This is a genomic window from Arenibacter sp. F20364 (genome assembly GCF_023015905.1).
Taxonomy (GTDB): Bacteria; Bacteroidota; Bacteroidia; order Flavobacteriales; family Flavobacteriaceae; genus Arenibacter.
Window position 1 is genome coordinate 1 of the sequence record NZ_JALKBD010000047.1, and the last position, 25,875, is coordinate 25,875.

Annotated in this window: 17 protein-coding genes; 16 read left to right on the top strand and 1 reads right to left on the bottom strand. The window is 38.8% G+C overall.

Going from position 1 to position 25,875, the window contains the following annotated elements:
* Nucleotides 1-459 precede the first annotated feature (459 nt).
* The 3 genes from MWU84_RS21890 to MWU84_RS21900 all read left to right on the top strand — a co-directional run bounded on the left by MWU84_RS21890 (nt 460) and on the right by MWU84_RS21900 (nt 4,066).
* Nucleotides 460-1,467 (top strand): zinc-binding alcohol dehydrogenase family protein, encoded by a 1,008-nt coding sequence (locus MWU84_RS21890; protein ID WP_246905795.1) that lies wholly within the window; start codon nt 460-462, stop codon nt 1,465-1,467.
* A gap of 18 nt (nt 1,468-1,485) precedes the next feature.
* A complete protein-coding gene (locus MWU84_RS21895; protein WP_246905798.1) occupies nt 1,486-3,138 on the top strand; it encodes an altronate dehydratase family protein in 1,653 nt (550 codons plus the stop codon).
* Between the two features lie 97 nt (nt 3,139-3,235).
* The gene (locus tag MWU84_RS21900) at nt 3,236-4,066 is read left to right on the top strand and encodes an amidohydrolase family protein (protein ID WP_246905800.1); all 831 of its coding nucleotides are present in this window, start codon (nt 3,236-3,238) and stop codon (nt 4,064-4,066) included.
* Between the two features lie 99 nt (nt 4,067-4,165).
* Here MWU84_RS21900 and MWU84_RS21905 read toward each other — a convergent pair whose 3' ends face one another.
* The gene (locus MWU84_RS21905) at nt 4,166-4,312 is read right to left on the bottom strand and encodes a hypothetical protein (protein ID WP_246905803.1); all 147 of its coding nucleotides are present in this window, start codon (nt 4,310-4,312) and stop codon (nt 4,166-4,168) included.
* Nucleotides 4,313-5,604: 1,292 nt separating this feature from the next.
* On the opposite strand from MWU84_RS21905, the gene MWU84_RS21910 reads away from it, so the two are divergent.
* From MWU84_RS21910 to MWU84_RS21970, 13 genes are all read left to right on the top strand, one after another.
* Nucleotides 5,605-6,762: an MraY family glycosyltransferase gene (locus MWU84_RS21910; protein WP_246905805.1), complete on the top strand. Its 1,158-nt coding sequence runs from the start codon at nt 5,605-5,607 to the stop codon at nt 6,760-6,762.
* 113 nt (nt 6,763-6,875) lie between these two features.
* Entirely contained in the window at nt 6,876-8,327 is a 1,452-nt protein-coding gene (locus tag MWU84_RS21915; RefSeq protein WP_246905807.1) for a lipopolysaccharide biosynthesis protein, read from the top strand.
* 3 nt (nt 8,328-8,330) lie between these two features.
* Nucleotides 8,331-10,142 (top strand): asparagine synthase (glutamine-hydrolyzing), encoded by a 1,812-nt coding sequence (gene asnB / locus MWU84_RS21920; RefSeq protein ID WP_246905812.1) that lies wholly within the window; start codon nt 8,331-8,333, stop codon nt 10,140-10,142.
* 51 nt (nt 10,143-10,193) lie between these two features.
* Nucleotides 10,194-11,627 (top strand): O-antigen polysaccharide polymerase Wzy, encoded by a 1,434-nt coding sequence (gene wzy / locus MWU84_RS21925; RefSeq protein WP_246905815.1) that lies wholly within the window; start codon nt 10,194-10,196, stop codon nt 11,625-11,627.
* Nucleotides 11,628-11,957: 330 nt separating this feature from the next.
* Nucleotides 11,958-12,749: a glycosyltransferase gene (locus tag MWU84_RS21930; protein ID WP_246905817.1), complete on the top strand. Its 792-nt coding sequence runs from the start codon at nt 11,958-11,960 to the stop codon at nt 12,747-12,749.
* Nucleotides 12,750-12,760: 11 nt separating this feature from the next.
* Nucleotides 12,761-13,888 (top strand): glycosyltransferase, encoded by a 1,128-nt coding sequence (locus MWU84_RS21935; protein ID WP_246905820.1) that lies wholly within the window; start codon nt 12,761-12,763, stop codon nt 13,886-13,888.
* 146 nt (nt 13,889-14,034) lie between these two features.
* Nucleotides 14,035-15,441, top strand: a complete 1,407-nt coding sequence (locus MWU84_RS21940) for a phenylacetate--CoA ligase family protein (protein ID WP_246905823.1) — start codon at nt 14,035-14,037, stop codon at nt 15,439-15,441.
* 424 nt (nt 15,442-15,865) lie between these two features.
* A complete protein-coding gene (locus tag MWU84_RS21945; RefSeq protein ID WP_246905826.1) occupies nt 15,866-16,903 on the top strand; it encodes a Gfo/Idh/MocA family oxidoreductase in 1,038 nt (345 codons plus the stop codon).
* Nucleotides 16,903-19,020, top strand: a complete 2,118-nt coding sequence (locus MWU84_RS21950) for a bi-domain-containing oxidoreductase (protein WP_246905829.1) — start codon at nt 16,903-16,905, stop codon at nt 19,018-19,020. Before MWU84_RS21945 ends, MWU84_RS21950 begins: the two co-directional genes overlap by 1 nt.
* A gap of 104 nt (nt 19,021-19,124) precedes the next feature.
* Nucleotides 19,125-20,660 (top strand): alginate lyase family protein, encoded by a 1,536-nt coding sequence (locus tag MWU84_RS21955; protein WP_246905831.1) that lies wholly within the window; start codon nt 19,125-19,127, stop codon nt 20,658-20,660.
* A gap of 54 nt (nt 20,661-20,714) precedes the next feature.
* Nucleotides 20,715-21,920, top strand: a complete 1,206-nt coding sequence (locus MWU84_RS21960) for a glycosyltransferase family 4 protein (protein ID WP_246905834.1) — start codon at nt 20,715-20,717, stop codon at nt 21,918-21,920.
* A 57-nt stretch (nt 21,921-21,977) separates the two neighbouring features.
* Nucleotides 21,978-23,066 (top strand): UDP-N-acetylglucosamine 2-epimerase (non-hydrolyzing), encoded by a 1,089-nt coding sequence (gene wecB, locus MWU84_RS21965; protein ID WP_246905836.1) that lies wholly within the window; start codon nt 21,978-21,980, stop codon nt 23,064-23,066.
* Between the two features lie 214 nt (nt 23,067-23,280).
* On the top strand, nt 23,281-25,605 hold the full coding sequence (locus MWU84_RS21970; RefSeq protein ID WP_246905838.1) for a tyrosine-protein kinase domain-containing protein: 2,325 nt from the start codon (nt 23,281-23,283) through the stop codon (nt 25,603-25,605).
* The last annotated feature ends 270 nt before the right edge of the window (nt 25,606-25,875 follow it).

The window sequence follows — 25,875 nt, forward strand, 5'->3', positions numbered from 1 at the left end:
CTTCAGTTTATAACTCATACCTTTAACTGTCTCTCTACCTGTATCATATTTGATATTTACCCCAAAATCAAATTTTTAAAATAATGTCATTTTATCCGCTTGAAAAATAAAATTTCTTGGGGCTCGAAGTGACGGCTTTGAACTTTGAACTTTATAACATTGAACATAAGTCATTAGTCCAGTCTCTAGAATCCAGACTCTAGCTTGTCTTTTCTCTTTACTCTTTACTCTCATCAATCTATACTAATTTTCCACTTCCCAATACACCTTTAGCCCTTCATAACTTTTAACATTGAACATTCAACATTGAACCTTAAGCTTTCAACAATTTCTAAATCTTTTTGGCTAAATTACACCCTTAAACCAAAATCCCATTGAAGGGTTAGTTTTATCATTTAAAAATCAACCTGTGATTATGATCAATCACATAAAACCAATAAAAACCAAAGAATAAAACACATGAAATACATTGTTTGTGAAGAACCAGGGAATTTTCAGTTAAAGGAAAAAGAAGCCCCGATCAGGAAAAAAGGGGAAGCCCTATTGAAAGTGAATAAGGTAGGTATCTGCGGTACCGACCTCCATGCGTACACTGGTAACCAACCTTTTTTTAGCTACCCAAGGATCCTTGGTCATGAGCTGGCCACCCAGGTGATTGAAATAGACGAGAACGATAAGGGCATAGAGGCGGGCGACAATGTAGTGATCATGCCCTACCTCAGCTGTGGCCATTGCGTGGCCTGTAGAAACGGCAAGACCAATTGCTGTACCCAGATCCAGGTTTTGGGCATTCATACAGACGGCGGCATGCAGGAGCAGATCACCGTACCCGTAGATATTTTATTGCCTGCCAAACACCTGACCAACGAACAAATGGCCATCGTGGAGCCCTTGGCCATTGCGGCACATTCCATCCGAAGGGCACAGATAGTTCCCGGGGAAACCATAGTAGTCGTGGGCTGTGGCCCCATCGGCATCGGCATCATGAAATTGGCCCAGATAGAAGGGGCCAAAGTCATTGCCCTGGACATGAACCAAGACCGACTGCAGTATGCAAAAGATAAGATTGGGGTGGATCATATTGTGAATGTGACCGAAGATCCGGTAAAACAGATTTCGGAGATTACCATTGGTGACCTGGCCACTGCGGTATTCGACGCCACCGGCCATAAAGGAGCCTTGGAACAAGGCCCTACCTATATGTCGCACGGCGGAAGATATATCCTCGTGGGACTCTCCAAGGGGGAGCTTACTTTTACCCATCCTGCCATTCACGCCAAGGAAACTACGCTTCTGTGCAGCAGGAATGCCACGGTGGCCGATTTTGAAAGGGTGATCGAAATCCTGGACCAGTTCCCAACCGATTCCTTCATTACCCATAACGTGCATTTCTCCGAGATGAAGGAGAATTTCGACAGCTGGCTAAAACCCGCTACCGGAGTAATCAAAGCTACAGTTGAATTTTAAAATCAATTGCCTTAAATCATGTCAAAGAATTTTTTACAAATACATCCCAATGATAATATCCTTGCCGCTCTGCAGGATATGAAAAAAGATTTTGTAGTAGAATTTGAGGGGAAATCCTTCCCGCTCAAAAACAATGTTAGCGCCAAGCACAAATTTGCTCTGCAAGAATTTAAGGTGGGCGACCCCATCCTAATGTATGGCGCCTTGATAGGGAAAGCTACAAAGCCCATTGCCCAGGGAGAAAGCATTACCATAGACAATGTGGTACACGCCTCTTCGGATTACAATGTTGGGGAGCAACAATCGCATTGGGTGGCACCGGACATTTCCAAATGGAAGAACAGTACTTTCAATGGGTACCACCGGGCAGATGGGACTGTGGGAACCGCCAACCATTGGCTGGTGATCCCTATGGTTTTCTGTGAAAACAGAAATGTAAACGTCCTACGCACTACCCTATTGAATGCTTTGGGCTACGAGACTGCCAAAGATTATATCATAGACACCGAAGTGCTGGTATCCCAATACAAAAAAGGAGCCAGTGCAGAAGAGCTGATGGCCTCGCCCCTGATTAAAACGGCCGAGGACATTAAACAGAACCGGACCTTCCCCAATGTGGACGGTATCAAGTTCCTGACCCACGACGGAGGCTGCGGCTGTGACCGGGGGGATTCGGACACCCTATGCAACCTCTTGGCAGGATACATTACCAATCCCAATGTTGCCGGGGCTACCATTCTTAGTCTGGGCTGCCAGAACGCAGAGGTGAAAATTTTGGAGGCCGCCATTGCCAAACGCGACCCCAACTTTTCCAAACCCCTGCACATTTTGGAACAACAAAAAAGTAAGAGCGAACGCCATTTTATAGAGGAAGCTGTAAAAAAGACCTTTTTGGGCCTCATCGAAGCCAATAAGGTAACACGCCAACCCGCACCGCTGAGCAAATTGGTCTTGGGCTTGGAATGTGGGGGATCGGACGGATTTTCAGGTATTTCAGCCAATCCGGCCCTGGGATATGCTTCGGACCTAATAGTGGCCTTGGGCGGGGCCACCGTACTTTCCGAATTTCCCGAGCTCAACGGCGTGGAACAGGAACTCATCAACCGCTGTGAAGCGCCGGAAAATGCGGAGAAATTTGCCAGTATCATGAGGGCCTATTCCGCCAAGGCGGTCTCCATAGGCTCCGGCTTCGAAAACAATCCATCGCCAGGGAATATAAAGGACGGACTCATCACAGACGCTATGAAGTCGGCCGGAGCGGCCAAAAAAGGCGGTACTTCCTTGGTACAAGATGTGCTGGACTATACCGAAAGGGTTACCAAAAATGGTCTCAACCTGCTCTGTACTCCCGGCAACGATGTTGAAAGCACCACAGGCCTAGCGGGATCAGGATGCAATGTAATTGCCTTTACCACCGGCCTGGGCACCCCTACCGGCAATCCCGTGGCCCCGGTCATAAAAATGTCGAGCAACAATGCCCTCAGCGAACGCATGAAGGACATCATCGATTTTAACACCGGTACCATCATCACCGGGGAAGATACCATACAGACCAAGGGAGAGGAATTGTTGGACTATATCATAGAAGTGGCCAGTGGCAATATAGTGCCAGCGGCGGTTCGCTTGGAACAGAACGACTTCATCCCCTGGAAAAGAGGGATTTCCCTATAACTCGTCTCTCCGAAGGAGAGCTAAAAACATCAAACCCAGAAAACTTTTAACTTTATAACTTTCAACATTATAACCTTATAACTTTAAACCTTTTAACATGACCATAGATTCCCATCAACACTTCTGGAAGTACAATCCTGTAAAACACTCTTGGATCAACGAGCAGATGAGCGTTATCCGACGGGATTTTTTACCCTCGGACCTAAAACCCGTATATGCCAAGAACGGGGTGGACGGCTGTGTGGCGGTACAGGCGGACCAGACCTTGGCGGAAACCGATTTTTTATTGGAACTTGCCCATAACAACGCTTTTATAAAAGGCGTGGTAGGCTGGGTAGATCTAAGAAGTCCCGATGTAGATCAAGAACTGGAAAAATACGCCAAGGACAAGCATTTAAAGGGATACCGACATATAGTACAGGAAGAGGCCGACCATAATTTTTTGTTACGGCCCGACTTCCTAAGGGGAATATCCAAATTAGAACAATACGGGGCGGTCTATGACATCCTTATTTACCCCCATCAATTGGGAGCAACGCTGGAGTTTGTAAAAAAATTCCCCAATCAGAAATTCGTTATCGATCATATTGCCAAACCATATATCAAAGATGGTTTTTATGACGGCTGGGCAGCCATGATGAAAGAAGTTGCCAAACACGAAAATGTTTATTGTAAAATCTCAGGGATGATCACCGAGGCCGATTTTAAAAACTGGACCCCGGAACAGATACATCCCTATATGCTTTTGTCCCTTGAGGCCTTTGGCCCTGAACGCTGCATGTACGGATCCGACTGGCCCGTTTGCCTGGTAGCAGGCACCTACACCCAGGTAAAGGAGCTGACCACCAATTTCATTTCCAGCCTCAGCACTGCCGAGCAGGCCGCCATTATGGGGCAGAATGCGGTGGAGTTTTATGGGTTGGAGTGAGACAGTTGTAAAGTTGAAAGTTATAATGTTAAAAGTTGGGATTGAGAATTGAGTAGTGAGTATTGAGAAACTGGAGCCTAGAAAATAGAGACTAGACGATCAGCCGCAATCTTTGTACAAAACCATTCCCCTCTTGGGAGGAGCCTGTCCCGCCTTTTCGGCGGGAGTTAGGGGTGGGTTTTCCACATTTTGTTCTTCCCCATCCCTAAAGGGTGCAAAATACTGAAAATCTAAAATGCTATCCATCACCACCATTTTTAACCAAAACCAAATTCCCAATTATTACATTTCACATTTTCAAATCGTCTCATTTTCAAATCAACCCATTGTTACATTAAACCATTGGTACATTTTCACATTAATCCATTAACACCATTTTCAAATCTTCAAATCAACTCATCATCAAATTATTACATTGGTACATTTCCACATTAAACCATTAACACCATTTTCAAATCATCAAATCGTCTCATTTTCAAATTAACCCATTGTTACACTAAACAATTGTTACATTTCCACATTAAACCATTAACACCATTTTCAAATCATCAAATCGGCTCATTTTCAAATTAACCCATTGTTACACTAAACAATTGTTACATTTCCGCATTAACACATTGGAACATTTCCACATTGAGCAATTCCTCCCCAGCTGCGGAATAACACCCCACTCTACTTTTTAAAGGGCATTTTACTACATATACAACCTACTGACTTACAGATGCTTAATCAGCCCCACTAAATCATAGGGATTAAGGGCATTGTTCTTGCTTGCAGCAAAACCATTAGTAGCAATTACCGTACCCAAAACAATACCCCTCCCCCTTGCGGTTTTCCGCAAGGATTTGCGCTGAAGTAGTTTTAGGTTTGACCAAAGAAAAAAAATGACAGATAGAAATATTGAAATAACAACCCTTAAAATGGCTAAAGGCAAACAGCATTGAAAAATATATTGGCTGGCTTGTCGAAAAAAAGTGTTCGGGGGAACTCACCATTTTCACAAGCTTAGCCTTTATAACACTCTATTGGGAAGAAAAAATTGCCAAAACTAGAAAACGCACGAAAAAATACTGCGTTTTTTAGCGCGTTTAAAAATTTTATTAACACAAATAATCCGCAATAATAAGTAAACAAAGGTCTTGCCGCAGAAGGGTAATTTCTTTTTAAAGCAAGTATAGCTGTCATCCGCAGTCAATTGTAATTAGTAAAGCCAATAAAGCCCAACAAAACCAACACAAACGCATAACCATATGTTAACAAGACGGTATTGCAAAAATCAAATTAATGTGCTTCTTTTGACAGATAAGGAGTACAGATCATTTGCAGAAATAAACTGTATTTAAACGATTAAATGATTTTAAAACCAATAAATATTCATAGTTTTGCGCCAGGAGGATTTACCCTAAAAAGTTGCCTTCTGCGACCCTAGATTTTACTTTTTGTTCCTTTTAACTCCCCCTAAAAAAGTGTATCAAAATTAGTGCATTAATGTATAAACTATTAATGAACAATAAACACTTATGTGCTAAACACTGACCATGGCATATTTAAATGAGTTATTTACCAATACCTACCTCTTGGTATGTGTGGCAATACTAGCGCCCGTAGTGCTCTCCCTGAGAATGTACCCGGTAATCATCTATCTGGTAAAGTCCAAGAACCTTATGGACGAGCCTATAGAGCGCAGTATGCACACGGACAAGACCCCTACCCTGGGCGGAGTGGGCATGTTCATCAGCTTTAGCCTTGCCCTTATTGGCTTGGGGATGGTGATGGACCTGTCCCAGGCCGACCTTATAAAATTATTGTCCGTTTTGGCGGCCAGTATTACCCTCATGTTCCTGGGCATCAAGGACGACCTGCTGGGATTGGCCCCTAAAAAGAAATTTCTAATACAGATCCTGGCGGCCCTGATGGTGATTGTTCTAACGGACGTACGTATAGCCAGCTGTTATGGCCTTCTGGGGTTGGAGGAACTGCCCTATTTAGTCTCTGTAGTCTTTAGTGTGTTTGTATTCCTGGCGGTGATCAATGCCTTTAACCTTATAGATGGTATAGATGGCCTGGGAGGCACCATAGGTATTATTGTCACTGCCACCTTTGGCTGTTTTTACCTCCTTAATGAACGCTATTTAATGGTGATCATTTCCTTCGCCCTGATCGGGGCCCTGCTTGGTTTTCTAAGATATAACCTCTCTAGCAGACGCAAAATATTTATGGGAGATAGTGGCTCCATGTTCATTGGCTTTATATTGGCCTACCAGGCCATTTCCTTTTTGGAATTCAATGCCACCACCGTAACGCCCTACACTCTTAATGTAGCCCCTATTATGGCCATGGCCATCCTTTCCTTTCCCATCTTGGATACCATAAGGATTTTTGCCGTTCGTATAGCTCAAAAACGCAGTCCCTTTAGTGCGGACCGCAACCACATACACCATCGCTTATTGGCGCTGGGCCTAAGCCATAAGAAGGCTACCCTAACCCTGGGCATTATCAATATTTTGGTTATAGCACTGGCCTTTTTAATAAAGGACCTGTATATAAACCTACAATTGTACCTTTTAGTACTGGTGGTACCCCTGCTCTATTTTTCGCCTTGGTTGTTGTTTAGACCAATTAGCAAAAAATCCAAGATGCAACGGAAAAGAACCTTGGCCATGCTTAGAGCTAGGATCAATAGTTTTTTGGGGTGATAAAAATAAAACTTGCCTTATAACTTGGAAGTCGTCAAGTTCATCTTTTATGATTAAAAATTATTAATACACAAAATCTTAAATTGATCACTGGGTTATTGTTTTCAAGTTAAATGGAAAAATTACACAAAAAAAATATCATAATTGGTACACTATGGGCGCTGTTCGGACAATTTGGTTACATGTTGGTAGGATTGATTGCCAATATTATTCTTGCAAGAATACTTACGCCGTATGAGTTCGGACAAATCGGCATTGTCATGTTTTTCATTATAATTTCCAAGGTTTTCACAGAATCAGGACTTTCAGGGGCAATTATTCGAAAAAAAGATGCAACTGCAACAGATTATTCCACGGTTTTTATTTTCAACTTAATTCTTTCATTGTTTTTGGTTGTCGTTTTGTTTTTTGCCGCTGGACCCATTTCCAATTTCTATAAAGACAATGAACTAAAAAATATCATACGGGTATCTTCCGTAGTTCTTTTAATATATGCCTTTCAAATTACGCACATTACAAAGTTAGTTCAACAAATGGAATTTAAGAAAAAGGCAATATATGAATTCATTGCAATATTAATATCTGCAATTACTGCAATTACTTTCGCCTATAAGGGGTTTGGCGTTTGGGCAATAGTTTTAATGCAAATTTTAACAGCCTCAATCTTAAGTCTAATTTTATGGATGTTTGAAGAATGGCCCACTGTTTTTGTGTTTAGTACTGGTTCTTTTAAGAAATTATACAATTTTGGCATGAACACAACCTTTAGCTTACTCCTCAATACTGTTTTTGATAATGTCTATCAACTTATTTTGGGAAAATATTTTGCCATTAGTCAAACTGGGCTTTTTTATCAGGCTAAAAAGATACAAGAAGTTCCTGTCAACGCCTTGGGTAGTCTTGCACACAGTGTTATATTTTCTTCTTTAGCTAAAGTTCAAGATGATAAAAAACAGTTCAACCTACTTTACAATAAAATTTCATCTACTCTATCTGCAATAATGGGCCTTGTTTCATTATTTGTAATATTCTACTCAAAAAATCTAATAATTATCTTGTTCGGTGAACAATGGTTAGGTTCTGTTTTCTTTCTACAAATCCTAATAGTTGCGGGTTTTTTTCATGTCCATGAAATATTTAACCACGTGATCTTTAAAACTTTTGACCAAACGCAAAAAATCCTATATCTCGAAATCGTAAAAAAAATAATTCTTTCAATTTCAATTATAATAGGGGTTATTTTACTAGATATCTCAATTTTGCTATATGGATATTTATTTACTAGTATTTTAAGTTATTTCCTCAATTCATTTTATTCCAGTAAAGTAACTAATGAATCATTTTATGTACATTCTATTAAGATATTGAAAATCATTGTTAGTGCAAGTATTACAATTAGCCTTTTATTATTTATTAATTCCAATTTTAATTTTAAGGATTACTATTCCTTTCTACTAATACCTGTAATGCTTACAATTTATTTTGTGTTATTGAGAATTATGAATGTATTTAACCTTATTAACGATACTAAAATTGTATATCAAACCATATTCACAAAAAAATAATTTATGTGCGGAATTTATATGACCAATATGCCTTTTAGTAAAATAGAGGTATTAAATAAATTAGAAAAAATAAAATATAGAGGTCCGGACAACTTAGGTTATGAGAAAATAAATGAAATTACTTTAGGACATTTAAGATTATCCATTATTGACCTTGACATGCGATCAAATCAACCTTTTACATTTAAGCAATATAAGATTGTTTATAATGGTGAGGTATACAATTTTACCGATATAAAAAAGGAACTTGAAAAAACAGGATATTCGTTCACAACAACAAGTGATACGGAAGTTTTGATTAAAGGCTATGATGCATGGGGAACCGCTTTATTGTCCAAGCTTAATGGCATGTTTGCCTTTTCTATTTATGATTTAGAAAAAAATATAATATTTTCTGCCCGCGATAGACTTGGTGTTAAACCCTTTTATTACTATTGGAAAAATGGTAAACTTGAAATATGCAGTCAAATGGCACCTTTAATAAATGAAAGCAGTGAAATTTGTAATGATGCCGTTTCCGCTTATTTGGATTGCGGCTATGTGCCAAGTCCACTTTCAATTTTGAAAGATGTCTACAAACTGGAGCCAGGTAACTTTATGATTATCGATTTAGCCAGTAACACACTTGAAATAAAGTCGTATTGGAGTCTCGACAAAGTTGAGGTGAATAATATTAGTTATTCGCGAGCTAAGGAAGAATTACATGAGCTCCTCAAGGACGCTGTTAAAATAAGAATGCGTTCAGATGTGCCCATGGGCACATTTCTATCAGGGGGTATAGACTCGGCTCTTGTTTCCAGTATTGCTTCCAAATATTCCAAAGACCCCATCAATACATTTACTATAGGCTTCGAAGATCCGATATTTGATGAAAGTAAGGTAGCCAAAAAATTCTCCGATGTCATTGGATCGAACCATATCGAGAACCTATGTAATGCCTCCGATGTAAGAAATTTAATTCCCGATTTGTTACGAGTATATGACGAACCTTTTGCTGATGTCTCTGCCCTGCCCTCTTTATTACTCAATAAAGAAGCTAAAAAACATGTTACAGTAGCACTGTCAGGAGATGGAGGAGATGAAAGCTTTTTAGGGTATACACATTTTGATTTCATGTCTAAATTTATAAATATCTCAAAAATACCTTTAGTACTCAGAAAGATGTTGTGCCTATTTCCTTGGCATTACTTTGTGAGTGCAAGAAAAGCAACAATTACCAGCATTCTAAAAACTAATAATCCTGATGAATACTCAATTAAAACTTTTTTAGGGTTCGATTCCATTCAAAATAAGGTAAATATACCATGGTTTAATAAATACTTGGATTTCAAGCATAATTCTGACAACCCTTTTCAGCGCATGGCCGATCTAAATATTAAACTTTGGTTAGAGAATGACAGCAATGTTAAGGTAGACAGAGCTAGTATGGCTAGTTCTGTAGAGGTAAGAAGTCCTTTTCTAGACTACAGAATTGTTGAATTTGCCAGACAATTACCCGTTAGTTATCGATATCAGGATGGTATAAAAAAGCGAATACTAAAAGATATCTTGTCGGAATATATTCGTGAAGATTTGTTCAATCTACCTAAACGTGGTTTTACCATACCTTTAGGTAGTTGGATTAAATGTGAATTAAAGGAAGAATTCCTGAAAACCTTGTCCATAGAGGCTCTAGAAACAATTCCGAATCTAAACGTTAGTAAAATTCAAAAAATAATTAGAAAACATATGCATGTGAATGAAAAAAGGGATTATTCGTCCACACTATGGAGAATTTATATTCTTCTAAAATGGAAGGAAAAGTATAATTTATAAAAAAGCAGCAATAAAATATTAGACATTAAATTTTTCGGATAAGAAAAGCAAATGAAACCATATTTTAATAAATCATTTAATTTAGCAAGTTATGCAATTTGTCTTGTTCTTCTGTTTTGGATGAAACCTAAAACATATGAGCCTATTAGTTCAAACTATATTTATACTATTACGGTTATTTTTCTTTACTCTGTGGCTGTACATTTTTTATCAGGGGATAAGTCCAATTGGCTTCGTATGGATCTCTTTTTTATTCTGGGATTTACAATAGTACACTTCCAATGGCCCATTATGTATAGTTTTAGTAATATTATTCCTGAAAAATATTGGGAAATATTTGTGGACGACTACCTAATAAACTATACTACCTGGCTATCTGCGATGGGTGGTGTATGTTTCCTTTCTGGTTATTCTCTATATAATCCAAAAAAAAAGAAAGTACCTAAAATCCTCAACTCAAATTATAATTATAATAAGCTCTTGCTTTTCACTGCCTCCGTATTTGTCATATTCCTATTGTTTGCTGGTAAAAATTTTCTAACTGGAGGGGTATATAAAGGAGAAGGAGGCTCCGCCGCAGGGGGGGGCATATCCAAATACTTTGCGCTATTGTTTCAAGTGGGCCTAATTCTTTTAACAGGTTTAATCATTTATAAAAATAAAGCAAAATACAAAGGAAGTCTAATAAAGTGGTTTTTAGGTTTCAATAAACTGTATTTGGGAATAGTAGTGGTTTATGTTGTGTTATTTTTACTAATTGGGGATCGCGGTGGACCACTGACTCTAGTTTTAACCATATTATTATTGATTGGTAGTTTCGTTCGAAAATTCAAATTTTATGAAGTACTGGTGTTAACCTTAATAGGAGGTTTTATTATGACACTTATAGGTTTAGGAAGAAGTGAGGCTTCTGGTTTAGAAATTTTTGATGCTGGATCTGATAAATTTGAAAATACAACAGGATATGATACCACAGTAGAATTAGCAAATAGCGTGCGAACTTTAAATGCTACTGTGGCTGAGGTCCCTTTTAATCATGATTATTTTTACGGATCACTTTGGGTTACCCAGATATTGAGTCCAATACCCTTTGCACAATCCATTTATATGGATATTATGGATTTGGAATGGTTTGAAATTGATTCTTCTGGTTATATAACTTATTTGGTATTAGGAAAATATCCCACTTGGGGACTAGGGACATCTATTATCGCGGACATCTATGTTAATTTTGGATTGATTGGGATAATATTTTTCATGTTAATCCTAGGTTTATTTATTAAAAGACTAAGCATTGAATTGAAAAATCCTTCTGATTATAAATGGTTTATTATGGCATTAACTATTGGTGGGATTTCCTTTTATTACGCAAGGTCAAATTATTTGATGTCGTTCAGGGATATCATTTGGGGTTTCTTGTTTTTTAAACTAATGGTTCAAACACGAAAAATCGGTAAAAAAAAGAGGTTGGTAATGGCTGAATAATGAGGGAGCCATTTTCAATTGTATCATAATATAGTTAATGAATTAAAAATGAAAATATTCTTAGTAATCCCAACTTTGTACGCGGGCGGGGCTGAAAGGGTAATGTCTATTTTGGCAAACAATTGGGCCAAAAAACATGCCGTCGAAGTTGAAATATTATTGTTGGCAAATGGGAGTCCATTTTATAAAATTGATGACAGGGTTAAAATTACAAACTTAGGCTTTAAGACCAATGAACATCCCTTTTTAAGAATTATATCACTTTTCAAATTGTTTTTTAAGTTTAGAAATTATGTTAAAAAAAATAGACCGGATTTTGTCCTGTGTTTCATGACCAAGAACAATATCTTCACTTTACTGTCATTATTAAATTGCAACATTAAAACCTTCGTTTCAGAAAGGGACAGTCCAACTGAGAAAATCCCTTGGATAACATCCTTCCTTAGGAATAAGGTTTATAGATTTGCTGAAGGTATTATTTGTCAGTCCAAAATGTCCAAAGAGTTTATTGAAAATGAAACTAAAAGTAAAAATGTAATTTCCATTCTCAACCCTTTAGTAGTAGTTGAGGACAACAATCCTTATAACAGGGATAAAATCATATTAAATGTTGGCAGATTGGTTGAAAAGAAAGGGCAAAAATATCTTATTGAGGCATTTTCTAAATTAAAATGCCCGGATTGGAAATTAGTTTTTTTAGGGGATGGACATTTGAAGGGTGAGTTAATGGAACAAGTGGATATGCTTGGCCTCAGGGAATCAATAATCTTTAAAGGGACTGTTACAAATGTGAGCGACTGGTACAAAAAATCTGCAATATTCGCATTTCCGTCTATTTTGGAAGGGTATCCAAATGCTTTAGCGGAAGCCATGTGTAATGGATTGGCTTGTGTTAGTTTTGATTGCAATACAGGGCCAAGTGATATTATCAGAAATGGAGTTAATGGATTTTTGATTGAAGAAAAAAATGTGACATACCTTATACAAAAACTACAACTGATGATCGATGATGAGGCCTTAAGAGTAAGGTATTCAAAGGAAGCATTTAAACTAAATAAAATTGTAGATCAGGATATAATAGCTAATGACTATTACAATTTCTGTTTAGCGTCCAAGTATTAAGAAAATAAATTATGAATATAATAATCAACACATCTACTATCGTCATTGGAGGAGGAGTACAAGTTTCAAAGTCTTTCCTTGAAGAACTAAAGGGCATTGAAGCCGACAATACATATCATGTTTTCCTTTCTCTTAAACTAGAGGGAGAAATTAGCTCCGTTGTTTTCCCTGATAATTTTAAATTTTATAAAATCCCAAAATCTCCAAGCAAATTGTCGACCAGAAGAGTGGTTCTCAAAAAATTAAGGGAATTAGAAAATAAAATTGTACCAGATATTGTATTTACCATATTTGGACCTTCCTATTGGAAACCAAAGGCCTTACATTTATGTGGTTATGCAGATGCAGCTGGTTACAAACCAGATTCAATTGCGTTTAAACAGTTAAATTTTTTAGAAAACATACGTACAAAACTGCTTGTCCGATATAAAAATTATTTTATTAAGAAGACAGCTACATTTTTGGTTGTTGAAACCGAATTAGCAAAAAAAAATATTTCTAAATATTTAACTTATCCGACTTCTAAAATATTCGTTGTTGGAAATACTTATTCCAAGATTTATAATGAATACAAAACAGAACCGAAATTCAAGGACAAAAAAAATTTTACATTTCTTACGTTAAGCTCTTATTATAAACATAAAAATCTATTAATAATAAATAAAGTATCTGAAATTTTAAATAGTGAATATAATTTGAACGTGAAATTTATCTTAACCATTAAAAAGGAAGAATATTTAAAGAATTTTGGGCAAAATAAAAACATTATTAATCTTGGTCCACAATTAGTTGAGAACTGTCCTAAATTATATAATCAAGCTGATGCCATGTTTTTACCAACCCTCCTGGAGACATTTAGCGCGTCCTATCCTGAAGCAATGAAAATGGAGCGACCTATATTAACATCCGACCTAGACTTTGCCCATGATATATGTGGAGAAGCAGCTTTATATTTTAACCCTCTAGATAGTTATGATATCGCTAGTAAAATAAAAACAATAATTACAGATCCCATAATATATCAAGACTTGGTAGAAAAAGGAAGAAATAGATTGAAAAATTTTGAAACCTCAGAGAGTCGAGCAAAAAAATACCTCTTATGTTGTGAGAAAATAATTGAAAGTAATCGCGAAAAGTGAAAAAGCAAATGATTCAATGTTACAATATTAACATCCATTTCATTAATGATAATTAAAAAAAAAACACAAGAAGATAAAATCAAAAATTAAATCTCAACCACCAAGACCTCAATTTCACATTTTGAACCCCAAAACACAAATAGATTTTGAAATTAACAGATTTAGTATATAGTAATTCACCGATCTACCTGCAAAACCTACTTTGTTCGTTATACGGTGTTTTGGAAAAAAGAAAACGTTTTTCCAATGTTTTTTTTGAGTATTTAGATTGGCTGGAAGAATCCCAATATTGGAGTGAAGTAGAAATTTATGACTATAAATTAAGGGAATTGCAAAAAATTTACAAACATGCCTACAATACCGTGCCCTTTTATAGGGACAAATACAAAAGGGCTGGACTAACGTTAGATGTGATACAGGAATTGGAGGATGCTAAGAAAATACCCGTTTTAGAAAAAGGAGAAATCCGTGAACATTGGAAAAATATGGTATCTCAAAGCCATCAACAAGGAAAATTGTATCCACGTCAGACAAGTGGCAGTTCTGGTATGGCACTCGACTTTTTCACCACTAAAAGATCCCTTAGTTTTCAATGGGCACTCTGGTGGCGGCTAAGACAACAATATGGCGTAAATTTCGGTGACAAGAGCCTAAGCTTTATTGGCAAGATTACTGTCCCCATCCAACAAACAAAACCACCTTTTTGGAGGGTAAACAAACCTCTAAACCAGCATCTGGTGAACATGCAGCATATTAAGGACGAGAATATTAAATATTTTATTGACTATATAGCCCAAGAGAAATTTATCTTCTTTTCCGGCTACCCCTCCATTATCTATTCCTTTTGCCATATTGTTGAATCTTTAGGATTAAAAATTTCCAATCCCCCTAAATATGTTTTCACCGGTGCAGAAAAATTATTGAATAATCAAAAGTCCTGTATAGAGCGGGTACTACAATGTACAGTAACCGATCATTATGGCTTCTCCGAGGGAGCCGGCAACGCCACGCGATGCAAACACGGTAATTATCACGAGGATTTTGAATATGGGCATTTGGAACCGAACCAAAAAATCCTTAAAACACCAACTACTTTTTCAGGCGAGATTTTGGCCACGGGCTTTGCCAATTATGGTATGCCCTTTATACGATACGACGTAGGGGATACCGCCACTTGGAGTACGGAAAAATGCTCATGTGGCCGTAATTCCAGTACCATCGTAAACATAGACGGCAGAAGCGAAGATTATATTATTACGCCTGAGGGTCTAACCATGAAAATCCATAGTTATCTCTTTAAGGATACCAAGGAAATTAAGGAGTGCCAAATTGTACAATACAAATTTGGAGAAGTCGTGTTTAGAATTGTAAAACGCCCCGGTTATTCCACCTGGAACGAAACCCATTTAAGAGAAAAAGTACGCAAGTGGATCAGTGTCAGTATCAATGTAAATTTTGAATATGTTGATGAAATTGAGCGTACGGATTCTGGAAAATTTAAGGCAGTAGTTTCCAACATAAATATAAATTCAATTAATGTAATAGTAGATTAATTCACAAAACTATTGACCTAATAAACAAAATATGAAAATTATCTTTAAGCAATACGAAAAAACCAAACTGAATATAGTATCAACTGAAATTCTGCCATTTAACGATATAACTTACTTACCTTATTCTGAACAAGATAACATTAAAAAAATGACCGTGTACTTATAATAGAAACCATCACTAAAATACCTTAATTCGGCTAATTAAATGGTGTTTTTATGTAGATAAATAGAAATAGAATGTGCATTTTTTAAAATACAATTATAGCCTAATCAAACGTTCCCAAAAATATAATTAAGTTAATTGTGAAAATATAATATGGATTATACAAGAGAAAATTTTTCATTCAAATTTAAAAAGACCTTAAGGTATTTAAAGCTATATGGGCCCAATAGAACTTTTGTAAAAATAAAAGGTCAATATCATATGAATAAATCATTTGATAAGTTACCACAAAACAAAACAAATAAAAATACCAAAAAGCATGTTGGCATTCTCGGTTGTGGCAATTATTCCTACAGTGTTATCAGCCATTATTTAAAGAAAAATTATGGCAAAACAATAAGAGGGGCAATGGACATTGAAATCAATCGTTCTGCCTCAATTTTTAAAGATTTTAATTTAGACTATTACACTGCCAATTCGAATGAAATTATTGAGGATCCACAGATTGATTTAATCTATATTGCTTCTAACCACTATACACATGCTGAGTATGCAATTGATGCTCTAAATAATGACAAAAGTGTACATATTGAAAAGCCTCATGTAGTTAATGAATCCCAATTGGAAAGATTAATCCATGCAATGAAAAAGTCCAAAGGCAAGGTACGAGTTGGCTTCAATAGACCTGCAAGTAGATTTGGAAAATTGATTGAGAATTATTTAAGAAAGGAAGATGGCTCTACTATGATTAATTGGTTTGTGGCAGGTCACGAAATTAATCCGGATCATTGGTATTTTCATGATAAAGAGGGTGGCCGAATACTTGGTAATTTATGTCATTGGACTGATTTCTGTTACAGAATGATTTCTGAAGAAAATCGATATCCTCTACGTATTATTCCTTCTAGAAGTGAAAAAGCTGATTGTGACATATCTATAACATATGTGTTTGGGGACGGTAGTATTGCTACCATTACCTTTTCTGCTAAAGGACATACGTTCGAGGGTGTAAGGGAAAAACTAAATCTACATAAAGGAAATACTTTGATAAGCATGGATGACTATGAGACAATGAGGGTTGATGTAGTAGATAAAAAAAAGGTCTATAAAAACATATTTAGAGATCATGGTCATGAACTAAGTATTAAAGAAAGCTATGAATTGGTTTCAAAAAATAATGAAGGGGAAAGTATAAAATATATCTATGAAACTGCTGATCTATTTCTAAAAACCAAAGATGCTCTTGAGACACAGAAAGAAATAACCATTAAGCCTTACGAGGAAAGTCAATTATACTAATGAAACAAATTATACAAGATCTTAAAAAGGGGGATACTATTTTAGAGGAGGTACCCGTACCCAAGGTAAAGGCAGGTTCCGTACTTATAAAAACCAGCAGAAGCCTGGTTTCTTTAGGTACAGAACGCATGTTGGTTGATTTTGGCAAGGCCAATTTTTTGGATAAGGCGCGCCAACAACCAGATAAGGTGAAAATGGTACTGGACAAGGTAAAGACCGATGGCCTAAAACCTACCATGGATGCCGTCTTTAATAAATTGGGACAACCCCTACCCCTCGGCTACTGTAACGTAGGGGAAGTAGTTGCCGTGGGCAAAGACGTCTTGGAATTCCAGATTGGTGATAGGGTAGCTTCCAATGGCCATCATGCGGAATACGTTTGTATCCCTAAAAATTTGGTGACCAAAATACCAGATAATGTTTCCGATGAGGAAGCCGCTTTTACCGTCATAGGCGCCATAGGGCTGCAGGGAATCCGCTTGTTAAACCCCACCTTTGGGGAAACCATTGTAGTAGTAGGCCTTGGCCTTATTGGATTGGTAACGGCAGAGCTGCTTCTGGCCAACGGCTGTAATGTAATAGGCTTTGACTTTGATGCCAAAAAAGTAGCCTTGGCCAAAGAAAAAGGAATAGTGGCCATTAATCCCGGGGAAGGAACAGATCAGGTAAAGTTTTTGGAGAATTATACCAATGGTGTAGGTGCCGATGGGGTGATTATTACTGCATCCAACAAAAGCAATGAAATAATTTCCCAATCTGCCCAAATGTGCCGAAAACGCGGGCGTATTATTTTGGTGGGGGTCATTGGCCTGGACATCAGTAGGGCCGATTTTTACGAAAAGGAAATTTCCTTTCAAGTGTCCTGTTCCTATGGTCCCGGACGCTATGATGACAATTACGAACAAAAAGGACAGGATTACCCTATTGGGCATGTGAGATGGACGGAAAAAAGAAATTTTGAAGCTGTATTAAATGCTATTTCCAAAAAAGTATTAATGGTAGAACCGCTGATTACAGAGCGTATTCCCCTAAAGGACTACCAGAGCATATATGGCAATATGAACAATCCAACTTCCATAGCTTCCATTCTAATTTATGATAACAATACCGAACAGAAGTCGGTAGTAAACTTGGACAAAAAAACGTTTAAGGCCCAAAAAGGGGTTATTGGGATTGTAGGAGCTGGGAACTTTACGAGTTCTACCATCTTGCCGAACCTTAAAAAAATACAGGCCAATCTGAAATACATTGCAAGTTCCGGAGGCCTTACCGGAACCATAATGGCAAAGAAGTTTGGCGTGTCCAATTCTACTACAGATTATTCAGAAATACTAAAAGATGAAGAGGTAGATCTGGTGTTGATTACTACCCGCCATAATATGCATGCGCCTATGGTTTTGCAAGCTATAAAGGCCGGAAAAAGTGTTTTTGTAGAGAAACCTTTGGCTATTAAGGAAACGGAAATGGAAGATATCATAGCCGCTTATATAGAAGCCAAAGTTAATGTCTCAGTGGGCTTCAACAGGCGTTTTGCACCCTTGGCCATAAAAATGAAAAAGCTTTTGGGTTCGGATGATAGCCCCCTAAACATAGTGGCAACCATGAACGCTGGTGCCATACCCCCGGAAATGTGGGTGCACGACATGGAAATAGGCGGTGGAAGAATTTTAGGCGAAGCCTGCCATTATATTGACTTATGCTCTTATCTTTCGGGAAGTAAGGTTGTAGCTGTATGTATGAATGCGATGGGCAGCAATCCGGAAGAGAACACGGACAATGCCTCCATTTTATTGAAATACGAAAATGGTACCAACGCTGTCATTAATTATTTTGCCAATGGCTCCAAAGCTTATTCCAAAGAACGGGTGGAAGTATTTTCACAGGAGCGTACTCTTGTTATGGACAATTGGAGAAAACTAAAAGGATATGGCTTTAAGGGCTTCTCAAAAACAACTACCAAGCAGGATAAAGGTCATTTTAATCAATTTCAACAGTTGGTGGAACAACAAAAAAAAGGTGGTGAGCCTATTATCCCGTTCGATAGTATTGTAAACACAACCAAAGCCTCATTCGCGGCCTTGGAAAGTTTAAAATCCGGTGCCTGGATAAAGGTGTAACAGAATAGACATTGTTTATGACACTTTAAATAATCTTATACAATTAGAACTTTATTAGTTAAATGTTCCAAAAACTACATCTCCTATTCCACACCATAAAACATATGCGTTTTAAGCAGATGTATTATCAGGCGTTCTATAAAGTTAAGCATAGGTGTTACCATAAAAGTTATGTGCATCAGGGTCCAGCTGCCACAAGTATTGCTTGGCATACTCCCCTGCAGTACCAGAACAGCTGGCAGGAAGGGAACCGTTTTAAATTCTTGAACCTTGAAAAATCCTTTGAAACCATAGATTGGAATTATTCGGACTACGGAAAGTTATGGACCTATAACCTAAACTACTTCGATTTTCTAAACCAGAATAAAATTGCTGAGGAATACGGTCTTCTATTAATTGAAGATTTTATTAAAAAGAAAGATGGTCTAAAAGATGCTTTAGAGCCCTATCCCCTATCATTGCGGGGTATAAATTGGGTGAAATTTTTATCCCAACACAAAATTATTGATCCTGCCATTAATAACTGCCTCTTTAACGATTTTCAGCGCCTAAAGGACAATTTGGAATATCACTTATTGGGAAACCACCTCTTGGAAAATGGCTTTTCCCTATTATTCGCTGCGGTCTATTTTAGGCACGACAGCTTCTACCGAAAAGGAGTACAAATTATAAAAAGTGAATTACAGGAACAAATATTAGACGATGGGGCACATTTTGAACTGAGTCCCATGTACCATCAAATAATACTGCATAGGGCCTTGGATTCCATTCAATTATTGAAACTTAATCCGTGGAAAAAAGATGGATTATTGGAATTTCTCAATACCAAGGCATCCCATATGCTGGGTTGGTTACAGACCATTACCTATGAAAATGGTGATATCCCTATGGTCAATGATGCCGCCCATGGTATTGCACCCTCCTCTAAGGAATTGTTTGCTTATGCGAAGCATTTAGGATTAACATGGACCAAAGCTATGCTAAAGGCATCAGGATATCGGAAATGGAGTTCAAAGCGGTTTGAATGTTTTATGGATCTAGGAAACATAGGTCCAGATTATATTCCGGGCCATGCCCATGCGGACACCTTTAACTTTGAATTATACGTAAATGGACTACCATTTATTGTAGATGTGGGTACGTCTACCTATGAAAAAAACAGCAAAAGGCTGTTGGAAAGAAGCACAGAATCACATAATACCGTTGAAGTAAATGGACTGAATTCATCCGAAGTATGGGGTGGATTTCGGGTGGCTAAACGGGCAAAAATAATAGCATTGAAAGAGGATGATAATAATTTTACCGCCTCCCATGATGGTTATAAAAAATTGGGAGTTTTTCACCAAAGGAATTTTAAATGCAATGAGCAGGAAATCCTCATTAATGATACCCTAATAGGCAAAGCGGTTGAGGGAACCGCCATTTTTCATATTCACCCGGCCATAACCAATGTTGTTGTAAAAGGCCAAACCTTGGAATGCCGGCAATTTAACTTGACAATGGGTTTTGAGGGGGACAGGATAGAAATAAAAAAAGCAACCTATTCGTGCGCCGAAGGCTTTAATAAGTCGGTTGAAGGTACACTAATCAAAATACTGTTTTCCAATGAATTACAAACTAAAATCAGCCTACAGGATTAATGGCATATCCAAATCAACAAGAGCTATGCAAACTAAGAAATTAGACCCACAGAAATGAAAATATTATTCTTAACAGATAATTTTCCTCCCGAGGTAAATGCCCCGGCAACCCGCACTTATGAACATTGTGTAGAATGGGTAAAACAGGGTGCAGAAGTAACCGTGATTACCTGTGCCCCAAATTTTCCAAAAGGCAAGGTGTATCCCGGGTATAAAAACAAACTAGTACAAACAGAAATAATAGACGGGATCAAAGTGGTACGGGTATGGAGTTATATTGCTGCGAACGAAGGATTTATAAAGCGTACGGTGGATTATATTTCCTTTTCGGTAAGTGCATTCATAGCCGGCATTTTTGAGAACACCGATCTTATAGTGGCCACATCCCCTCAATTTTTTACAGCACTATCCGGTAGAAGCCTTAGCTTTTGGAAGAGAAGACCATGGGTTATGGAAGTGCGGGATTTATGGCCAGAGTCTATAAAGACCGTTGGGGCTATGAAGGATAATTTGTTTATCCGCTACTTTGAGCGTCAGGAAAAGCGCTGTTATAAAAGTGCCAAAAAGATTATTTCTGTCACAGATTCTTTTAAACGCGAAATTATTGGGAAAGGTATTACCGCTGTAAAAATTGAAGTAGTAAAAAATGGGGCCAATCTTGCCCTATTTCAACCAATGGAACCGGATCAAGACCTTATAGAATCCCTAAATCTAAAGGGGAAAATAATATTAGGCTATGTAGGCACCCATGGCATGGCACATAAATTGGATTTCCTAATGGACTGCGCCAAAAATCTTATGCATACCAATTATCATTTTTTATTCATTGGTTCAGGTGCAGAAAGAGAGAAGTTGATCCACAAAAAAAGAACTGAAAATATTTCCAATGTAACCTTATTGGATTCAGTGTCCAAGTCAGAGATCAAAAGATATCTATCCATTTTGGACGTTTCTCTGATCAATTTAAAAAAAGACGAACTTTTCAAAACAGTAATTCCATCAAAAATATTCGAAAATTCCGCCATGCAAATTCCTATTCTTTTGGGGGTGGACGGGGAATCTAGAGCCATTTTGGAGAAATATAAAGCAGGTTTGTTTTATGAACCAGAAAATGAAAAAGATTTTTTGGATAAGTTGGAAAAGATATTACAAAAGGATCACAAAGAAACCTATAAAAAGGGAGGAAGACAATTGGCCCTAGACTTTGATCGAAAAAAATTAGCGGCCAACATGTTGACCCATTTACGCGGGGCAATATAGAAAACCTAGTGTGCATAAAATATTTAAACCTAACATAAACAATAACCTACACTATAAATGAAAAATATTACTCTAATTGCCGGAGCCAGGCCCAATTTTATGAAAATTGCGCCCATAATCCATGCCATTAAGACCGCCAATGAAAACGGACACCATATGGCCTACCGTTTGGTCCATACAGGGCAACACTATGACAAAAAAATGTCGGGCGATTTTTTTGAGCAATTGGATATTCCCGAGCCCCATGCCAATTTGGAGGCCGGCGGGGGCTCACAGGCGGAACAGACCGCCAACATCATGGTCCGTTTTGAAAAGGAGCTTTTGGCCCACCCCACGGATCTGGTGCTGGTGGTAGGCGATGTTACCTCTACCATGGCCTGCGCCATAACGGCCCAAAAACTACATACCAAGGTAGCCCATGTGGAAGGAGGCATTAGGTCTAACGATTGGACCATGCCCGAGGAAATTAACCGTCTGGTGACCGATGCCATAACCAATTACTTTTTTACCACCTCAGAAATCGCCAATACCAACCTAAGAAATAGCGGTATAAAGGAAGAGAGCCTTTTTTATGTGGGCAATACCATGATAGACACCCTGCTCAAACAAAGGCCGCGCTTTAGCAAACCCCCTATTTGGGAAGCATTGGGCCTAACGGATAAGCACTATTTGGTGATGACGCTTCACCGTCCTGCCAACGTAGATCAGGAAAGCCAATTAAAGGCCCTGATAGATGAAATAATTGCCCATACCCAAGACCTGCCCCTTGTATTCCCAGTACATCCCCGTACCGAAAAAATATTGAAGCAATTGGGCATCTCCCATCCCCGCCTGCATATGGTGGAACCCCTAAGTTATTTGGAATTCAACTATCTGGTGGAAAGGGCAAAAGTGGTGGTCACAGATTCTGGCGGTATTACGGAAGAGACCACCGTAATGGGGGTGCCCTGTATGACGCTAAGGGACAATACCGAAAGGCCCGAGACCATTACCCAAGGCACCAACGAGCTTATTGGCACCGACCCAAAGGCCATAGCCCCGGCCATGCAAAAGTTATTCTCCGGAAATTGGAAAACAGGGACTATTCCCCATTTATGGGATGGTAGAACAGCGGAACGGATCGTGGAGCATTTAATACAACTATAGTGACGGGCAACCCTTTTTAGTTAGCCCAAAAAAAGGTAGTTTTGCCTTTTAAGTAAGACTAAAATTTTTGGTGATGACATTGCATTTAAGCTTTGATCTTAAGAATAAATAAGAAGCTCAGGGCCCTAAGAAAATAAATTAAAAATATAGCCGCTATTTGGTCATAAATGGGCCACTTTTTAGAGAGCTCCAGTAATAAAATTAGACGAACAAGATGAAAGAAGCACCTTACACATTAGAACATTTTGAGGAGGAGGATTCCTTTCAAATAAAGGAAATACTACAAAAATACCTAAGGTATTGGCCTTGGTTTATTTTGGCGACCATCATCTGTATTGGACTGGGAGTGACCTATATGCGTTATGCCCCTATTACTTATAGTTCTACGGCCAAAATAAAAATTATAGACGAATCCCAGGAAGTGGATATAGCCTCCGAGGCCATGTCTCTTTTAGGGGGAGGTTCCAAAATCAACTTGGAAAATGAGATCGAGATCCTAAAATCTTACCGCATCCTCTCCCAAGTAGTAAATGAGCTTAATTTGGATGTTTCCCACTATGTGGTGGGTAACGTTAAAACCACACAGATATGGGCACCACCCTTCCAGATCAGCAAGAGGATTGTGGCAGATAGTCTTCAAGCCCCAAAACCCTATATCATTAAATTGGACGAAACCGGCATTAGCATTACCGATGCCAATGAAAAAACCTATACACCGGATCCAAACGCCCCGGAACAGGTAGTAGATAGTCTTCCCTTCAGCATCCGTATGGTAGGCGGTACCGATCCCAGCTTTTATAAGGGCATTACTTATAAGGTGGTGCTAAGCCCTCTAAAAAGTACGGTGCTGCAGTTGGCCAAAGATCTGCAGGTACAGGCCACCAATAAGAATAGTGAAATCCTATCCCTCTCCCTAGAGGGTGTAAGTATGGAAAGGAACGAGGCCATTTTAAATACCTTGATAGAAAAGTTTAATCAGGACGGGGTGCTGGACCGCCAATTGATCTCCCAACGTACCCTAAACTTTATAGACGAACGCTTCCTCTACCTAGGGCAGGAACTGGATTCTATAGAAGGCGGCAAGGAAAGCTTTAAGCGCTCCAACAGCCTCTCTTATATTGAGGCCGATGCCGGGATGAGCCTCCAAAGAAAGTCCGAAACCGAGGAACAGGTGATCAAATTGGAAAACCAGATTTCCATTTCAGATATCCTAAAGGAAACGGTCATCAACCAAAGTGATTACGGCCTCTTGCCCGCCAATATTGGGATAGAGAATACCAGCCTTAACAATCTGGTGGTAGGCTATAACGAAATGTCCCTGGAAAGGGAAAAACTCCTGCCCACCGTGGGCGCCAACCACCCTACCCTACAGAATCTGAACGGCCAATTGGAACGCGCCAAGGTCAACATCATAAAATCTGTCAACATCTACGGTACCCAGTTAAAAAATTCGCTCAGTCAATTGAAACTGGAAGAAAGCCGGGCCGGTTCCGTGTTTTCCAGACTGCCCGAAAAGGAAAAAATGCTGCGCTCCATAGAACGCCAACAGAGCATTAAGGAAAACCTATTTTTACTCTTATTACAAAAACGGGAGGAAGCCGCCATTAGCTATGCGGTAACCGCGCCTACCGTAAAGGTAGTGGACTACGGACTTACCAATGACATTCCGGTATCGCCCAAGAAGACCATGGTCTATGCGCTGTCCCTCCTAGCAGGGATGTTCCTGCCCTTTGCCGTGCTCTATATCCGCTTTACCCTGGATACCAAAATACACGACCGTAGCGACATTGAAAAGGTAACTACGGATATCCCTGTAGTGGGCGAAATTCCTTTTTTTAAGGACGTAAATAGAAAATTGGAATTGAACGACCGCTCCATTATGGCAGAGTCGTTCCGCATTTTGGGCACCAACGTAAATTACCTTTTGGAAGAGAAAGGCAAAGGTTTGGGACAAATGGTTATGGTAACCTCTTCGGTCAAGGGCGAGGGAAAGACCCTGGTAGCCCACAACCTATCCCTGGCCTATGCCAGCCTTAACAAAAAAGTGTTGCTCATAGGTGCCGATCTGCGCAATCCACAATTGCATAATTTTTACAATATTAGTGTCAATCACAAAGGCTTGTCGGACTACCTGAACGATCCCGGGATGAATTGGAAAGATTGCGTGGTAGCAGGTGGTTCGGACAATCCAACGCTGCACATCTGCTTTGGGGGTTCTATACATCCCAATACCCCACAACTATTTTCCAGTTCTGCCTTTGAAAAGTTCATCACCGCTGCCAAAAAGGAGTTCGATTATATTGTAGTGGATACCGCGCCTACCATGTTGGTCACGGATACCCTCCTCATCTCCAAATTCGCCGATGCCACGGTCTTCGTCACCCGCTCTGGCCAAACGGACAAACGCCTCTTGGATTTCTCCAAAAACCTATTTAAAACCAAAAAGCTCAAAAACATGGCCTATGTGGTCAATGGTGTGGGCAATGGCAAGGCCAAGGGCTATAACTATGGCTATGGGTATGGGTATGGGGGTGAATAGTGAACAGTGGTCAGTCTTCAGTGAACAGTTTTCAGTGGGCAGTATTCTTTAGCCAAAAGCCATTAGCCACTATTGTCCGGTCGAGCCTGCCTATCGGCAGACAGGCGCAGTCGAGACCTCATTCGGTGTGCCAGTATTGAGAAATGAGAATTGAGAATCTGGAGCCTAGAAACTGGAGCCTAGACGGTCGGCCCGGCAAGCTTTGTACAAAATCCCTACTTGGAAATTCCGATTATTCCCTTTAGGGTCAGGGAAAAATTAATCGGATTT

Bases quoted from the DNA above. Each gene is read 5' to 3' on its own strand.
- MWU84_RS21890 (WP_246905795.1), top strand. From the start codon at position 460: ATGAAATACATTGTTTGTGAAGAACCAGGGAATTTTCAGTTAAAGGAA.
- MWU84_RS21895 (WP_246905798.1), top strand. From the start codon at position 1,486: ATGTCAAAGAATTTTTTACAAATACATCCCAATGATAATATCCTTGCC.
- MWU84_RS21900 (WP_246905800.1), top strand. From the start codon at position 3,236: ATGACCATAGATTCCCATCAACACTTCTGGAAGTACAATCCTGTAAAA.
- MWU84_RS21905 (WP_246905803.1), bottom strand. From the start codon at position 4,312: ATGGATAGCATTTTAGATTTTCAGTATTTTGCACCCTTTAGGGATGGG.
- MWU84_RS21910 (WP_246905805.1), top strand. From the start codon at position 5,605: ATGGCATATTTAAATGAGTTATTTACCAATACCTACCTCTTGGTATGT.
- MWU84_RS21915 (WP_246905807.1), top strand. From the start codon at position 6,876: ATGGAAAAATTACACAAAAAAAATATCATAATTGGTACACTATGGGCG.
- asnB (WP_246905812.1), top strand. From the start codon at position 8,331: ATGTGCGGAATTTATATGACCAATATGCCTTTTAGTAAAATAGAGGTA.
- wzy (WP_246905815.1), top strand. From the start codon at position 10,194: ATGAAACCATATTTTAATAAATCATTTAATTTAGCAAGTTATGCAATT.
- MWU84_RS21930 (WP_246905817.1), top strand. From the start codon at position 11,958: ATGACCAAGAACAATATCTTCACTTTACTGTCATTATTAAATTGCAAC.
- MWU84_RS21935 (WP_246905820.1), top strand. From the start codon at position 12,761: ATGAATATAATAATCAACACATCTACTATCGTCATTGGAGGAGGAGTA.
- MWU84_RS21945 (WP_246905826.1), top strand. From the start codon at position 15,866: ATGAATAAATCATTTGATAAGTTACCACAAAACAAAACAAATAAAAAT.
- MWU84_RS21950 (WP_246905829.1), top strand. From the start codon at position 16,903: ATGAAACAAATTATACAAGATCTTAAAAAGGGGGATACTATTTTAGAG.
- MWU84_RS21955 (WP_246905831.1), top strand. From the start codon at position 19,125: ATGCGTTTTAAGCAGATGTATTATCAGGCGTTCTATAAAGTTAAGCAT.
- MWU84_RS21960 (WP_246905834.1), top strand. From the start codon at position 20,715: ATGAAAATATTATTCTTAACAGATAATTTTCCTCCCGAGGTAAATGCC.
- wecB (WP_246905836.1), top strand. From the start codon at position 21,978: ATGAAAAATATTACTCTAATTGCCGGAGCCAGGCCCAATTTTATGAAA.
- MWU84_RS21970 (WP_246905838.1), top strand. From the start codon at position 23,281: ATGAAAGAAGCACCTTACACATTAGAACATTTTGAGGAGGAGGATTCC.